Origin of the sequence: Pantoea sp. B550, assembly GCF_024158165.1 — a bacterium.
Classification (GTDB): Bacteria; Pseudomonadota; Gammaproteobacteria; order Enterobacterales; family Enterobacteriaceae; genus Pantoea; species Pantoea alfalfae.
The window spans coordinates 605,650-620,727 of sequence record NZ_JAMYXI010000003.1; the positions used below are offsets into that span (position 1 = coordinate 605,650).

A 15,078-nucleotide genomic window follows, 5' to 3' on the forward strand; every position below is an offset into this window, starting at 1 on the left:
ATTAAAGGTGTAATGACGCTAAACGCAATATTTCGTTCTGCGTGGTCGTTTTGGTATCAACTATGCCTGCTACCAGACCATTACTCATTACCAGAATACGATCGGTAATGCCTAACAGCTCCGGCATTTCGGATGAGATAATAATGATGCCCTTTTCTCTTTTCGCCAGTTCAGCAATCAGCTGGTAAATTTCGAATTTCGCACCAACATCAATACCGCGTGTTGGTTCATCAAGCATCAGGATTTCAGGCTGGGTCAATAACCAGCGGCCAATAATCACTTTTTGCTGGTTACCGCCCGAAAGCGAACCAATTTGTGTATGATGCCCTGGGGTTTTAACACGCATTGAATCGATAACCCATTGGGTATCACTCTTCATGCGTTTATTATCCAGCAGTCCCATACTGTTTTTATATTTTTTAATATTGGAAATAAGCGAGTTAAAACCAATATCCAGGTAAGCATAAATACCAGTCGAACGACGCTCTTCAGTCACCAGCGCAAAACCGTGGTTAATGGCTTCATTGGCGCTGTGATTATTAATCGGTTTGCCATGCAGTTTGATGGTGCCGCCCGATTTTTCGCGAATGCCAAACAGCGTTTCGACGATATCGGTACGTTTGGCGCCCACCAGCCCGGCAATGCCGAGTATCTCCCCTTTACGCAAATCAAATGAGATATCGCGAATAGACGGCTGACGCAGTGACGTCAGGTTGCGAACTTCAAGAATTGTCTCGCCTGGCACGTTGGTACGGTCAGGGAAACGCTGGTTCAGTGAACGGCCGACCATCATGGCGATGATCTTATCCATATCCAGCCCTTCCAGCGGCTGAGAGGTGATCCACTGACCATCACGCAGAATCGTGATCTCATCACACAACTGGAAAATCTCTTCCATCTTGTGCGAAATATAAACAATGCCACAGCCGCGATCTTTCAGCTTACGAATAATCGTGAACAGGTGATTCACCTCTTTCTCGGTTAACGAGGAAGTCGGCTCATCCATAATCACTATTTTCGCGTCGTAGGAGAACGCTTTAGCAATTTCAATCATCTGCATCTGTGACACAGAAAGATTGGCAACTTTGTCGCGTGGATCGATATCGATATCCAGCTCGTCAAAAATCGCCTTAGTGTCCTGGTACATCTTATCCTGATCGACAAAGAAGCCTTTGCGCGGATAACGCCCCAGCCACATGTTATCCATCACGGTACGCTGAAGAACCAGGTTTAATTCCTGATGCACCATCGACACGCCATTTTCCAGCGCTTCTTTGGAGCTTTTATAGTCGATCTCTTTACCCTGAAACAGGATACTGCCGGTATCTTTTTTATAAATACCAAACAGGCATTTTAATAAGGTGGATTTCCCGGCACCGTTCTCGCCCATTAATGCATGAACAGAGTGAGGCCGCACTTTCAAATTCACATTATCTAACGCTTTAACGCCGGGAAATGATTTTGAAACATTCGTCATTTCCAGCAAATATTCTCGCTGCGCGGTCGTGTTATCACTGGCCATATTTTACCTGGCTAAAAAACGGTGGTGACATAAAAAAGGCGCGACAGCTGTCGCGCCCGTAATCAATCTTACTTCGAGAACTGAGACAGATTTTCTTTATCAACCGGAACGTAAGGAACACGGACGATCTTATCGACCATCTTGAAGTTTGTTCCATCGGTTGCCGCTTTGCCGTTCGCCAGGTTGTTGGCAATATCCAGCGTCGCTTTCGCCTGGTTTTCCGCATCGTTCAGCACGGTACCGGCCAGCGCACCGGATTTCACCAGTGCCATCGCTTCTGGCAGGGCATCGACGCCGAAGACCGGGATAGAAGTCATGTTGTGCGCTTTCAGCGCTTCAACGGCACCCATCGCCATCGCATCGTTATTGGCAATCACAACTTCAATTTTCTTCGCGTTCGGGCCTGACAGCCACGCATCCATCTTATCTTTGGCCTGTGCGGTGTCCCACATCGCCGTATCCATCGCTAACTGCTGCGTCTTCAGACCATCTTTGTTCAGGGTGTCGATAACATATTTAGTACGGGCTTCAGCATCTGGATGGCCTGGCTCGCCTTTCAGCAGGACGAACTGAATGGTGCCATCTTTGTTCAGATCCCAGGCTGGGGTCGCTTTCCAGTGCTTCTCAATCAGCTGACCCTGGATGATGCCGGACTCTTTGGAGTCGGTACCCACATAGTAAGCTTTGTCATAGCCGGCCAGGACTTTAGCGTTCGGTTCTTTGTTAAAGAAGACAACCGGCACGTCGTTGGCACGTGCTTTGTCTACGATGACGGCAGCGGCAGCCGGGTCAACCAGGTTAATCGCCAGCGCTTTCACGCCTTTTGCCATCAGCACGTCCACCTGATCGTTCTGTTTGGACTGGTCGTTCTGCGAGTCATTCATCAGCAGCTGTACGCCACCGATCGTTTTCGCTTCTTTCTCGATGTCTTTGCGCACCATTGACATGAAGTTGTCATCATATTTGTAAATGGTCACGCCGATACGGGTGTCAGCTGCGTGAGCGGTTGCACCAAACATCATGCTGGCAACTAGTGCTGTAAGCGTGAAAACCTTCTTATTCATGGTATCTCCGGTTTTATTATGCAGGGTCTTTTTAGCGCTGCCGCGAAATGTGCGGAAGAGCAATTGGTAAAACAGATCGGCGCGTTGGTTAACGTAATGAGGCTGTTAAGCCATCAGACGCCGTCTAAAACCTGACTTCCCTGTGCCAGAACGCTTCCATGAAGAGGGTATGAACCCTTTAACCGGCTACTGAGACCACAACTGATGCCGTTACACTGGCGTTACATAATGTTTCAGTCCGGTAAGACGCTGCCATCATAGTGAGGGCAATGTTAATTAACTGTGAATACAATCACAGATTGAAAACGGTTACATGCCTGAATCGCCTGAATTAGTGACGGACTCCACATTTTGCCGCTGCGCCACAGAATGACGCCGCACCAGGGTTGGCATAAAGATATGCGTTGCCGTGTCATCAAGCAGTCCGGCTGCGCCCTGCAGTGCCAGCTCAGTGGCAATTTTTGCCATAGATACAATGGGATAGCGCACAGTGGTCAACTGCGGATCGGTATAACGGGAAATCGGGATATCATCAAAGCCAATGACAGAAAAATGCTGTGGCACCTGAATGCCGTTGTCTTTCAGCGCAGTAAGTGCGCCAGCCGCCATGCCGTCGTTATAAGCAAACACTGCTGTAAGGTTGAGATTGCGCCCCAGCAGCTCCACCATCGCCGCTTCGCCCCCCTGCATATCTGGCTCTGCGCTGGCGATCCAGCTCTCCTGCGGCCGGATGCCCTGTTCGGCCATCGCCTGCATCCACCCTTCACGGCGCTGCGCCACATCCTCAATGGGATGACTGGAGCAAAGATAGCCAATGCGGCTATGCCCCTGTTGCAGCAGGGTTCTTGATGCCATCAGTGCACCCGTGACGTTATCCAGACTGACGCTGCGGTGTTCGAATCCAGGGACAATGCGGTTAATCACTACCATGCCGGGCACGTGCTGCATAAAGTCCGCCAGCTCCGCGTCCGGCAGCGTTTTTGCGTGGACCACCAGGGCGCTGCAGCGCTGCCTGATCAGCACCTCGATAGCATGACGCTCTTTCTCTTCCTGATGCCAGGAGTTGCTGATTAACACATGCTTGTGCACGCGCTGCGCCACGGTATCCACTGCTTTAACCAGCGCCCCGAAGAAGGGATCAGAGACATCCATCACCACTACCCCGATCGTATCGCTGACCTGCGTCGCCAGCGCCTGGGCGTTGGCGTTAGGGCGATACCCCAGCGCTTCAACCGCCTGTAACACGGCGTCGCGGGTGTCAGAGGTCACGGCGTTGCTCTGATTGAGAACACGCGACACGGTCGCCACTGACACGCCAGCCTGACGGGCAACATCACGAATAGTTATCATGCAGCAGTTCCAGAAGGGAAAAATAGGGCTTCACGCCGGGTTATACACCGGCGCTATTCTGTCAGGGGCGGGAGGCGTGCAGCGTGAATTGCGTCACATCAATGAAAACGGTTACATACAATTCTGTAACCTTTGTGATGGCGGTCATTATCTGGCGTTGTCGGTAATGCGTGATTTGCCGGCTGAGAGCAGCGTAAACCGCCGCCACAGCCATTCCAGCGGACCCTGTGCGAAGAAATGTAACCAGATGAGTGAAAACAGGATATTGATGAGCCATATCGCAGGCACCATCAGCACCAGTTCCAGCCGGGTGAAATGCATGTAGAAGCCAAAGCGATAGAACAGCGTGGTGCAGATGAGCGTTTGCAGCAGGTAGTTGGTCAGCGCCATACGGCCCACGCACTGGATGGCGTGGCTGATATGCCAGTGAGAAATTTGTGGCCAGTAGGCCAGACAGAGCGCGGCATAGCCCAGGCTAATCAGCGGGCTGGCAAGATCGCGCGGGGCCTGCAGGTAAAAAGCCGCCCAGCGGAATTCCCAATGTAACAGCCATTGCGCGGCTACACCGGCTACCGCAATGGAGAAGCCCATTGTCAGCAGCAGGGCCGCCGCCTGACGATAGTGGCGGAGGGAAAATTCTCCAGTCAGCCAGCCGCTGCGCAGCATTGCGCCACCCATCATCATTAAGCCCGCCAGCTGCCAGCCATATTGAGCCGCCAGCGCCATCAGCCCTGATGAGAGATGATCCAGCCGGTTCTGTATCGCTTCCCAGCCGCCGCTCAGTTTCCAGTACTGCTCATATTGCAGATCGGCAGCACCCGGCAGCCAGGATCGCGTCGGTTCGGGATCGGAGATCGACCCAAACACCAGCAGCACGCCGCAGCCCACCAGATAAAGCAGAATGCCGGTATTCATCAGGCTGCGGGTTGACGGGACGTCACGCAGCACCCGCCAGACCACCAGCCCGATGATGCCGTAATCCAGCAGGATATCGCCTTCCCAGAGAAAGACACCATGCAGAAAACCGATGAGTACCAGAATGGAAAGCCGGGCAGTCAGCCAGCGACTGCCGCGCGGCAGCTGCATTTGCAGACCTGCGCCAAACAGCAGTGCAAACAGGGTGAGGAATTTGAGCTGAGCAAAGGCGTCAGAGAGTGCCCAGGTCCAGACGTCGGAGAGACTGACACTGCCCTGCCAGGCCGGATTCAGGTAAGCAGCAGAAGGCAGGCCGAAGCCCACAATATTGAGCAGCAGGATGCCGAGAATGGCACAGCCTCGAATGAAATCCAGCACGTGATAGCGTTGCATGCGGCACCCTGCCCCATTGAGGCGGGCAGCATTATGCGCCCGCCGTTAACTCAACTATGGCGTACCGCGCGCAAGAATTCCTGGCGGGTATTCTGACTGGACTTGAACAGGCCGCCCAGAGAGGTCGTGGTGGTGGCGCTGGTCGCATCTTTGACGCCACGCGCTTTCACACAGTAATGTACCGCATCAATCGAGACAGCAACGTTGTTGGTGCCCAGCAGCGTCTGCAAGGCCACCAGAACCTGCTGTGTCAGGCGCTCCTGCACCTGCGGGCGCTGGGCGAAGAACTGCACGATGCGGTTGATTTTCGACAGGCCAATCACCTTTTCCTTGGGAATATAGGCAACCGTGGCTTTACCATCAATGATCACAAAGTGATGTTCACAGGTGCTGGTCAGGGTGATATCACGCACGGTCACCATCTCATCGACCTTCATTTTATTCTCAATGACGGTGATTTTCGGGAAGTTGGCATAATCGAGACCGGAAAAGACCTCATCCACATACATTTTGGCGATGCGATGCGGCGTTTCCATCAGGCTGTCATCTTCAAGATCCAGATTCAGCAGCTGCATAATCTCGGTCATGTGCCCGGCAATCAGGCTCTTACGCGTTTCGTCATCAATGTCGCGCGTCGGTGCACGTAACGGCGTTTCCAGTCCACGCGCCAGCAGCGCTTCGTGAACCAGGGCAGCTTCCTGACTTAGGGTGCTCATTTACTCTTCTCCGGCTGGTGTTGCGCCCGCAAGCTTTTGCCTGCAGGCCCTGTAATCAGGCGCGTATTGTGAAACTTTCTTTGCGGGGAATCCAGCAATCAATCAGATTGGTGATGAAAGCTTTTCATTCAATTTTTCGCCAGACCAGCAGGCCCGCCCACACCAGGCTGAACCCGGCCACCCACAGGGCAGGCTCCAGCCGATGTAACAGAGCCGTTGAGAGAAAAGAGAGCAGCGGACCAACCAGCTGTCCGACCGCATAGCCGGTGGTCAGGAGGCCGGCCATGTAACGCAGATGATGGGGTGCCAGTTCACGGGCGCAAAGCAGCGACAGCTGTACCACGCTGAGGAAGCCGCCGCCCACCAGCAGCGCCCCGGCCAGCAGGCCACTAAAGCCGGGCAGCAGTGCCGCAGCAAAAACGCCCAGCGCCTGAGCCCAGAGCACTACCGCCAGGCGGACGTGACTATGCCCCCAGCGCCGCGTCAGGATGCCCAGCAGGATGCCGACCATCGCCGCACCGCCAAATATCGGCCAGACAAACTGCGCGAAGATGCCGTCAGGAAAACGCGTAGCGGCCATCTGCGATAAAAAGGTGGCGGGCAGGATATAACCAAAGCCCGCCAGACTGTAACTCAGCACCAGACGTTTCAGGTTGCGATCCAGCACCAGCGGCTCAGGTGCCTGATCCGGGCGATGCAGTTCGCCCCGACGCGGCAGATTACGGGTAATCAGCGCAATCAGCAGCAGTGCCAGCGTACCGTAAGCGGCCCAGGCCAGACCGGCAGAGACCTGTAGAGTATGCAGCGCCACCCCCAGCAGACCGCTGACAAAAATACCGCAGCCCGGCCCGGCAAACACGGCCGCCGACAGCCCTGCCCGGCCGTGGCGATGCAGTTGTTCGTTGCTCCAGGCCGCCACCAGCACCATCGCCCATCCACTGGCCCAGCCAATCAGAAAGCGGATCGCACCGTGCAGCCACGGTCCGGTTGCCAGTGCAGAGAGCAGCGTCAGGATCACTGCACCCCATACGCCCGCCTGCAAACGCAGCTCCACCCGCCGGTGCGCGCGCATGGCATCGAATGAGCCACACAGATAGCCAAGATAGTTGAGCGCAGCGACCAGGCTGGCACTGGTGAGCGTCAGCTGGTGCGCCTGAATCATCAGCGGCACCTGCGGCGTAAAGGCGAATCGCCCAATGCCCATCGCCACAAATAAGGTTAAAAACGCGCTGAGCGCGACGCGTAACGCCATTGCTGAACTCCTGTTGTTCTGCCTTGCGATCTCTTCTGACTTGCTAACAGCATGCAGGATGATTAAACTCACGGAAAGTGAATAATATTAACCAACTTGTTTACGGGAAAAGAAGATATGGATTTAGTTCAGCTGCGTATGTTCTGTTCCGTTGCCGAAACGGGCTCCCTGGCGCGCGCAGCCGAACAGCTGCATCGCGTTCCCTCTAATCTCACCACGCGGCTGCGTCAGCTGGAAGAAGAATTAGGTGTGGATCTCTTTATTCGTGAGAAGCAGCGCATTCGCCTGTCACCGATGGGCCATAATTTCCTGAATTATGCGCAGCGTATTCTGGCATTAAGTGAAGAAGCGATGAGCATGACCCGCACTGGTGAACCGGCAGGCAACTTTGCGCTGGGCTCAATGGAGAGTACCGCAGCGACCCGCCTGCCTGGTCTGCTCGCCGCCTATCACCAGCGCTTTCCTAAAGTGGCGCTGTCGCTGATTACCGGCACTTCGGGCGAAATCATCGATCGGGTTCGCGAAGGCACCCTGGCCGCCGCGCTGGTGGATGGCCCGGTTTCCCATGACGATCTGAATGGCTGTATCGCCTTTCGTGAGGAGATGGTGCTGATCACCGGGCTGGATCACGCGCCTATCACCACAGCGCGCGATGTGCAGGATGACACCCTGTTTGCCTTCCGCAATAGCTGCTCTTACCGGGTGAAGCTGGAGAGCTGGTATCGCGACAGCCAGACCGCGCCCGACAATGTGATGGAGATTCAGTCCTATCACGCCATGCTGGCCTGCGTGGCGGGCGGTGCGGGTGTCGCGATGATCCCGGCTTCGGTGCTGAAGCAGATGGCGGATCGGTCGCGGGTGCAGGCGCATACCTTACCTGCGGCTTATCGCGATACCGCCACCTGGCTAATGTGGCGACGCGATGCTTTTACTCCGAATGTTGAAGCGCTGAAGTATCTGATTATTGAACAGTTTGACGATCGTCCGCTCAACGATGAGTTGATCTACCCATTACAGGCGGCGCAATAAGCGTTCCACGCTATGTTTAAACCATAACCACACGACGCCATCGCGCGTCACAATCTGACTGGAAGAGGGATTGCATGAACATGATCAAAACCCGTGCCGCTGTTGCCTGGGCCGCTGGCGAACCGCTGAAAATCGAAGAAGTGGATTTGATGCCACCGCAGAAAGGCGAAGTGCTGGTGCGCATCGTCGCGACTGGCGTCTGTCATACCGACGCCTACACCCTCTCCGGCACCGATCCGGAAGGCGTTTTCCCGGCGATTCTCGGCCATGAAGGCGGCGGCATCGTAGAAGCCGTGGGCGAAGGCGTGACCAGTGTGGAAGTAGGTGACCATGTCATTCCGCTTTACACTCCGGAGTGTGGCAAATGTAAGTTCTGCCTGTCGGGCAAAACTAACCTCTGCCAGGCGATCCGTGCCACTCAGGGCAAAGGCCTGATGCCGGACGGCACCACGCGCTTCTTTAAAGATGGCAAACCGATTTTCCACTATATGGGCACGTCGACCTTCTCTGAATACACCGTGATCCCGGAAATCTCACTGGCGAAAATCAGTAAAGAAGCGCCGCTGGAAGAAGTTTGTCTGCTGGGTTGTGGCGTGACTACCGGCATGGGCGCGGTAATGAACACCGCTAAAGTAAAAGAAGGCGACACCGTCGCGATTTTCGGTCTCGGCGGTATCGGTCTTTCTGCGGTTATCGGCGCGAAAATGGCGAAGGCTGGCCGCATCATCGCAATCGACCTCAACACCAGCAAATTCGATCTGGCGCGCAAACTGGGTGCCACCGATCTGATTAATCCGAAAGATTACGATAAGCCGATTCAGGATGTGATTGTCGAGCTGACCGACGGCGGCGTGGACTTCTCATTTGAGTGTATCGGTAACGTCAACGTGATGCGTTCCGCGCTGGAGTGCTGCCACAAAGGCTGGGGTGAGTCTGTGATTATCGGCGTCGCCGGTGCCGGTGAAGAGATCTCTACCCGTCCGTTCCAGCTGGTAACTGGTCGCGTCTGGCGCGGTTCCGCCTTTGGTGGCGTGAAAGGCCGCTCACAGCTGCCGGGCATTGTGCAGGATTACCTTGATGGTAAGTTTGCCCTGAACGACTTCATCACCCACACCATGCCGCTGGAAGAGATCAACGACGCCTTTGATTTGATGCACGAAGGAAAATCGATTCGCTCGGTCGTGCACTTTAACAAGTAATCAGGAGGCGTTATGGCATCCACTCTGGAGCTACTGGAAGAACACCGCATTTTTGGCGGCTGGCAGCAGCGCTGGCGTCATCAGTCGGCCGTGCTGAACTGCCCGATGACCTTCAGCATCTACCTGCCTGAACCGCACGGTGATGCGCCGCCGCCAGTGGTCTGGTTTCTGGCCGGGCTGACCTGCAACGATGAGAACTTCACCACCAAAGCGGGCGCGCAGCGCGTGGCGGCGGAACTGGGTCTGGTAATGATTATGCCGGATACCAGCCCGCGCGGTGAAGGCGTTGCCAACGATGAGGGCTACGATCTGGGTCAGGGCGCGGGATTTTATCTCAACGCCACTCAGCACCCCTGGGCCACTCATTTCCGCATGTTCGACTATCTGAGCAGCGAGCTGCCCGCCCTGATTGCGGATAACTTCAAAGTCAGTGAACGTCAGTCGATTATGGGTCACTCCATGGGCGGACACGGCGCGCTGATGCTGGCGCTGCGTCTGGGTAACCGCTTTGCCTCAGCGTCTGCGTTTGCGCCGATTGTAAACCCTATGCAGGTGCCGTGGGGCCAGAAAGCGTTTAAGGCCTATCTAGGCGACGACCAGGCGGCGTGGCGGGAATATGACAGCTGCCAGCTGATGGCAGAGGTGTCGCATCGTCTGCCAGTCCTGATCGATCAGGGCGACAGCGATCAGTTCCTGGCCGATCAGCTGCAACCGGAGCGGTTAGAAGAGATTGCTAAAGCAGTCGGTTTCCCGCTGACGCTGCGTATTCAGCCGGGTTATGACCATAGCTACTTTTTTATAGCCAGCTTTGTGGAAGATCATCTGCGCTTCCATGCACAACATCTGCTAACGTAAAACATCAGGGCCGCAATTGCGGCCCTGAACTTTTCTGCATCCTGTACTGCTACTGCCGCAAACGCTGGCTCAAGGCCAGGCCTGCCCGACTTTCAGACCAGTGCCGGTCCGGTCAGCCCGTCGATCATTACCTGCGGAATGCCGCGTGAGCAGTGTTCGATACGGCCATTCACGCCATACACTTTTGCCAGCGTAGCCGGCGTAATCACCTTATCCGGTTGCCCTTCCGCTACCAGTGCGCCCTGCTTCAGCATCAGCGCGTGTTGCGCATGACGCAGCGCGATGTTGATGTCATGCACCACCACCACCGTCACGATGTTGCGCTGGGCTGTTTCGCGGCGTACCAGATCCATCACGTGGAACTGATAGTTGAGATCGAGCGCGCTCAGCGGTTCATCCAGCAGCAGCAGCTTAGGGCGACGGATCAGGGACTGCGCCAGCCCGACCAGCTGCTTCTGACCGCCGGAGAGCTGATCGAGGTAACGCATCGCGAGATGCGCTATCCCCAGTTGTTCAAGCAGATGCATGATTTCGGCTTCGCTGCTGGCGCTGTGCAGTCCACCAGAGGCACGCTGCGCCACAATGATCGACTCCAGCACGTGCAGATGCACGCCCGCAGGCAACGACTGCGGCAGATAGACCACGTTCTTCGCGCGGCGGGCAAACGGCTGAGTCATCAGATCTTCACCGTTGAGCCACATCTCACCCTGACCTTTATTCAGCCCGGCCAGTGCACGCAGCAGCGTCGATTTACCACAGCCATTCGGCCCGAGCAGCACGGTGATCTCACCGCGTGGCAGCGGTGCCACGTTGAGATTTTCAATGACTTTATGTTTGGGATAACCGGCACTGAAGCCGCGTAACGTCAGACCCTGTTCCATCATACCGTCCCCCGATGACGCAGAATAATACTCAGGAAGAACGGCACGCCAATCAGTGAGGTGACGATGCCGACAGGGATGATCACGCCGGGGAGCAGGTTTTTCGAGGCGACTGATGCCAGCGACAGCACCAGCGCGCCAACCAGCGCACTGGCGGGCAGATAGAAGCGGTGATCTTCACCAAACATCATGCGGGCAATATGCGGCGCGACCAGCCCGATGAAGCCGATCGGGCCAACAAACGCCACCGCCAGCGCCGAGAGAATACTGATACGCAGCAGGGTGGTCAGGCGCAGACGACGTACATCAATACCAAAGCTCACCGCGCGATCTTCACCCAGACGCAGCGCCGTCAGCTTCCAGCTGCTCATCATTGAGAACGGCACCAGAATGGCCAGCGCTACGGTCAGTACACCCAGCTTTTCCCAGGAAGCACGCGCCAGGCTGCCCATGGTCCAGAACACCAGACCCTGCAGGGTATCTTCGCTGGCGATGAACTGCATCATTGAAACTAACGCGTTAAAGGTGAAGACCAGTGCAATACCGAACAGCACCACGCCCGCCGACGAAACCTGCGTCCAGCGGGTCACGGCATCCAGCATCAGCGCGGCAAACAGCGCAAAGACAAAGGCATTGGCAGAGATTAACCACTGATCAGGAATGCCGGGAATACCGATGCCGAGAATGATCGCCAGCGCGGCACCAAACGCTGCCGCCGAGGAGACACCGAGTGTAAACGGGCTGGCCAGCGGGTTATTCAGGATGGTCTGCATCTCTGCACCTGCCAGGCCCAGCGACAGCCCTACCACCAGCGCCATCAGCGCATAGGGCAGACGAATGTCCCAGACAATCACGCGGGTGCCGGCATCGACGCTGTCGGGGCTGAGCAGCGTATTCCACAGCGTATCAAGTGAGAGTCCGGCCGGACCCAGCGTGAAGTCGAGGATCAGCGAGGCGACAATAGCCACCAGTAATACGCCAATCCAGATCAGGCGGCGGCGCAGCACCTGATGGTAGTTTTGCATGGTGTGGTGAAGCGTCTCTTCCCCCGCCAGCAGCGAAGTTTCAGTAGTCATGTTTGAACCCTGTGTGGCTATCACGTCAGAAAACGCAGCCACAATAGTGCAGGTGATAATAATTATCAATTCGTGAAGATAAGCGAGACGTGAAAAAAGGGTAAAAAACGGTGTTGTTATGGGCAGGATACCGGCAGACACAGCGCGTTGAGGCTGTTCCCGGACTTAAAGCGATGGGAGCATACGTCTGGAGCAAAGCATCGCGGGCCAGCGATGGCCCGCCCTGAGCTTGCCAGGGATGGCCCGCCCTGAGCTTGCCAGGGATGGCGTTTTTGCGTCTTTGCGAAAGACGTATGCTCCCTGAGCATGTGCCCCATCTGCAGCCTCAACGCGCTGTGTCAGGCACCTGACTCAACAGAGCAAGCGCACAGAACTACTCTTTATGAACCGGGAACTCCATCTCGCTGTACTTCACGAAACGGCTGCCGCGCGTCAGTTTGTAGCCGAACCAGATAATCAGGAACAGCGGAAGACCAATATAGGTTGCCGCTACGCCATACCAGTCGATGCTGTCGTTGAGGAAGGCCTGATAGTTCTGACCCAGCGTAATGATCAGGCAGAGCACGAAAGCAAAAATCGGTCCCAGCGGGAAGAAGCCGGAACGGTATGGCAGATCGTTCAGATCACGTCCCTGGGCGACATAGCCGCGACGGAAGCGATAGTGACTGATGGCAATACCCAGCCAGGCGATAAAACCGGTCATGCCTGAGGTGTTCAGCAGCCACAGATAAACCTCCTGGTTGCCAAATTTTGAGGTCAGGAAGCACAGCCCGGCCACGACGGTCGTCGCCCATAAGGCATTGCGCGGCACGCCGCCCTTAGACAGTTTCGCGAAAATACGCGGTGCCTTGCCTTCGGAGGCCAGGTTATACAGCATGCGCGTTGAGGCATACATACCGGAGTTACCGGCTGACAGCACCGCCGTCAGGATAACCGCATTCATCACTGCTGCCGCAGAGAGCAGACCGGCGTTGCGGAACACCAGGGTGAACGGGCTGACGCTGATATCATCAATGTCGTTATGCAGTAATTGCGGATCGGTGTACGGCAGGATCAGACTGATAATGAGAATGGCGAACACATAGAACAGCAGGATACGCCAGAAAATCTGCCGCACGGCGCGCGGGATATTTTTTGCCGGGTCTTCAGATTCGCCCGCCGCGATACCGATCAGCTCGGTGCCCTGGAAGGAGAATCCCACAATCATCGCCACGCCGATCATCGCCGCAAAGCCGCCCGCAAACGGCGCATCGCCCACCTGCCAGTTCTGCCAGCCCGCATGCTCTGCACCGCGCATGATGCCCGTGATCATCAGCACACCCACGATGATAAAGATAATGACGGTGGCCACTTTGATCAGCGAGAACCAGTACTCCGCCTCGCCAAAGCCTTTTACTGAGATGTAGTTGAGCAGGAATATCAGTCCCAGGAACAGCGCGCTCCAGATCCAGCCCGGCGTGTCTGGGAACCAGTAGGTCATCACCAGCTGCGACGCCACCAGGTCAACCGCGATGGTCACCGCCCAGTTGTACCAGTAGTTCCAGCCGAGTGCGAAACCAAAGCCCTCCTCGACATATTTTGCGCCGTAGGTGGCGAAAGAACCGGATACGGGCATGAAGGCTGCCAGCTCACCGAGACTGGTCATCAGGAAGTAGACCATCAGGCCGATCAGCATGTAGGAGAGCAGTGCCCCGCCAGGACCAGCCTGAGCAATCGTTGCGCCGGAAGCGACAAACAGGCCGGTACCGATGGAGCCGCCGATGGCGATCATCGTCAGATGACGGGCTTTTAACGCACGTCGTAATGCAGGTTGTTGTGTTGTTTTTGAGTCATTATGCATGTGTTAACGCTACGCTGGGTAAAAATGAGGCGCGATTGTAGCAGCCAGACCGCCTCTGTATAGCTGATGCCATGCTGTTATAAGTTAAGTTCATGATCGCGCCCGAATTATTAGCAATCACTCACGGCAATAGGACAAAAAGCGCGTCAGTGCCTTTGAAATATGCTTCTGCCGGTGATGGATGCGATAGAGCGTCCGGGTCAGACGCGGCAACGGAATCGTCAGTTCTGTCAGCGTGCCCGCCTCCAGCAGATCGGCAATTACCCGGCGCGACAGGCAGCTGATCCCCATGCCGTGCCGCACTGCATGCTTGATCGCTTCTGAGTTGCCGAGCTCCATACCCAGCTGAAAACTCGGCAGGTGTGACAGCAGCAGATAATCGACGATTTCCCGGGTGCCGGAGCCACGTTCACGCAGAATCCACGGCGCTTCTGCCAGGGTTTTCAGCGTCACCGACTGTTGCAGAATCGCGGCATCGGGCGCGGCAAATACCACCAGCTCATCTTCCAGCCAGGGTTCGCTGACCAGTTCGGTCATATGGCACGGCCCTTCAATCAGGCCGACATCCACGCGGAAATCGGAAACCGCCTGAATCACATCCTGACTGTTACCGACGCTCAGCTCCAGCGGCAGACCAGGAAAGTCACGACGATAGGCCGCCATCATGCCCGGCAGCAGATAGTTACCAATAGTGCTGCTGGCGAAGATGCGGATCGCGCCGTTATCCTCTTTGAATAGCTGCTCAATTTCGCCCGCCTGCTCCAGCAGACCGACCGCACGCGGATAGAGCAGTCGCCCATGCTCATTCAGCACCAGCCGTTTGCCGACCCGATCAAACAACTGCACCCCGAGCTGACTTTCCAGATCGGCCAGCGCCGCGCTGACCGCCGACTGTGACAGCGCCAGCAGTTGCGACGCCTGAGTAGTGGAACCGCTTTTCAGCACTTCGGTAAACACTTCGATTTGCCGTAGCGTAATGTGCATCG

The 15,078-nt window shown here is 55.9% G+C and carries 13 protein-coding genes; 3 read left to right on the forward strand and 10 right to left on the reverse strand.

Annotated features, from left to right (window positions below; all coding sequences use genetic code 11):
- Position 1 precedes the first annotated feature (1 nt).
- From mglA to NIM72_RS05915, 6 genes are all read right to left on the reverse strand, one after another.
- The gene (gene mglA, locus NIM72_RS05890) at positions 2-1,522 is read right to left on the reverse strand and encodes a galactose/methyl galactoside ABC transporter ATP-binding protein MglA (protein WP_013358507.1); all 1,521 of its coding nucleotides are present in this window, start codon (positions 1,520-1,522) and stop codon (positions 2-4) included.
- Positions 1,523-1,590: 68 nt separating this feature from the next.
- Positions 1,591-2,586, reverse strand: coding sequence for a galactose/glucose ABC transporter substrate-binding protein MglB (gene mglB / locus NIM72_RS05895; protein WP_222925220.1), 996 nt, complete (start codon positions 2,584-2,586; stop codon positions 1,591-1,593).
- A 309-nt stretch (positions 2,587-2,895) separates the two neighbouring features.
- The gene (galS, locus tag NIM72_RS05900) at positions 2,896-3,936 is read right to left on the reverse strand and encodes an HTH-type transcriptional regulator GalS (protein ID WP_013358509.1); all 1,041 of its coding nucleotides are present in this window, start codon (positions 3,934-3,936) and stop codon (positions 2,896-2,898) included.
- 147 nt (positions 3,937-4,083) lie between these two features.
- A complete protein-coding gene (yeiB, locus tag NIM72_RS05905) occupies positions 4,084-5,244 on the reverse strand; it encodes a DUF418 domain-containing protein YeiB (RefSeq protein WP_161732220.1) in 1,161 nt (386 codons plus the stop codon).
- A 50-nt stretch (positions 5,245-5,294) separates the two neighbouring features.
- On the reverse strand, positions 5,295-5,960 hold the full coding sequence (gene folE, locus NIM72_RS05910) for a GTP cyclohydrolase I FolE (protein WP_061062924.1): 666 nt from the start codon (positions 5,958-5,960) through the stop codon (positions 5,295-5,297).
- A gap of 124 nt (positions 5,961-6,084) precedes the next feature.
- The gene (locus NIM72_RS05915) at positions 6,085-7,212 is read right to left on the reverse strand and encodes a YbfB/YjiJ family MFS transporter (RefSeq protein ID WP_253419331.1); all 1,128 of its coding nucleotides are present in this window, start codon (positions 7,210-7,212) and stop codon (positions 6,085-6,087) included.
- Positions 7,213-7,329: 117 nt separating this feature from the next.
- Between NIM72_RS05915 and NIM72_RS05920 the strand changes: the two genes are divergently transcribed.
- From NIM72_RS05920 to fghA, 3 genes are all read left to right on the forward strand, one after another.
- Positions 7,330-8,241, forward strand: coding sequence for a LysR family transcriptional regulator (locus NIM72_RS05920; protein ID WP_161732216.1), 912 nt, complete (start codon positions 7,330-7,332; stop codon positions 8,239-8,241).
- A 74-nt stretch (positions 8,242-8,315) separates the two neighbouring features.
- Positions 8,316-9,440, forward strand: coding sequence for an S-(hydroxymethyl)glutathione dehydrogenase/class III alcohol dehydrogenase (locus tag NIM72_RS05925; RefSeq protein ID WP_161732214.1), 1,125 nt, complete (start codon positions 8,316-8,318; stop codon positions 9,438-9,440).
- 12 nt (positions 9,441-9,452) lie between these two features.
- Entirely contained in the window at positions 9,453-10,295 is an 843-nt protein-coding gene (gene fghA / locus NIM72_RS05930) for an S-formylglutathione hydrolase (RefSeq protein ID WP_161732212.1), read from the forward strand.
- A gap of 92 nt (positions 10,296-10,387) precedes the next feature.
- On the opposite strand, the gene NIM72_RS05935 is transcribed toward fghA, so the two are convergent.
- The 4 genes from NIM72_RS05935 to yieE form a co-directional block, all read right to left on the reverse strand.
- The gene (locus NIM72_RS05935; protein ID WP_033783692.1) at positions 10,388-11,176 is read right to left on the reverse strand and encodes an ABC transporter ATP-binding protein; all 789 of its coding nucleotides are present in this window, start codon (positions 11,174-11,176) and stop codon (positions 10,388-10,390) included.
- Positions 11,176-12,252, reverse strand: a complete 1,077-nt coding sequence (locus NIM72_RS05940; RefSeq protein ID WP_222925217.1) for an iron ABC transporter permease — start codon at positions 12,250-12,252, stop codon at positions 11,176-11,178. Before NIM72_RS05940 ends, NIM72_RS05935 begins: the two co-directional genes overlap by 1 nt.
- Positions 12,253-12,625: 373 nt before the next feature.
- Complete coding sequence (locus tag NIM72_RS05945; protein ID WP_161732210.1) at positions 12,626-14,092, reverse strand: amino acid permease; 1,467 nt, start codon at positions 14,090-14,092, stop codon at positions 12,626-12,628.
- A gap of 117 nt (positions 14,093-14,209) precedes the next feature.
- The gene (yieE, locus tag NIM72_RS05950; RefSeq protein ID WP_222925215.1) at positions 14,210-15,076 is read right to left on the reverse strand and encodes a DNA-binding transcriptional regulator YeiE; all 867 of its coding nucleotides are present in this window, start codon (positions 15,074-15,076) and stop codon (positions 14,210-14,212) included.
- Positions 15,077-15,078: the final 2 nt, after the last annotated feature.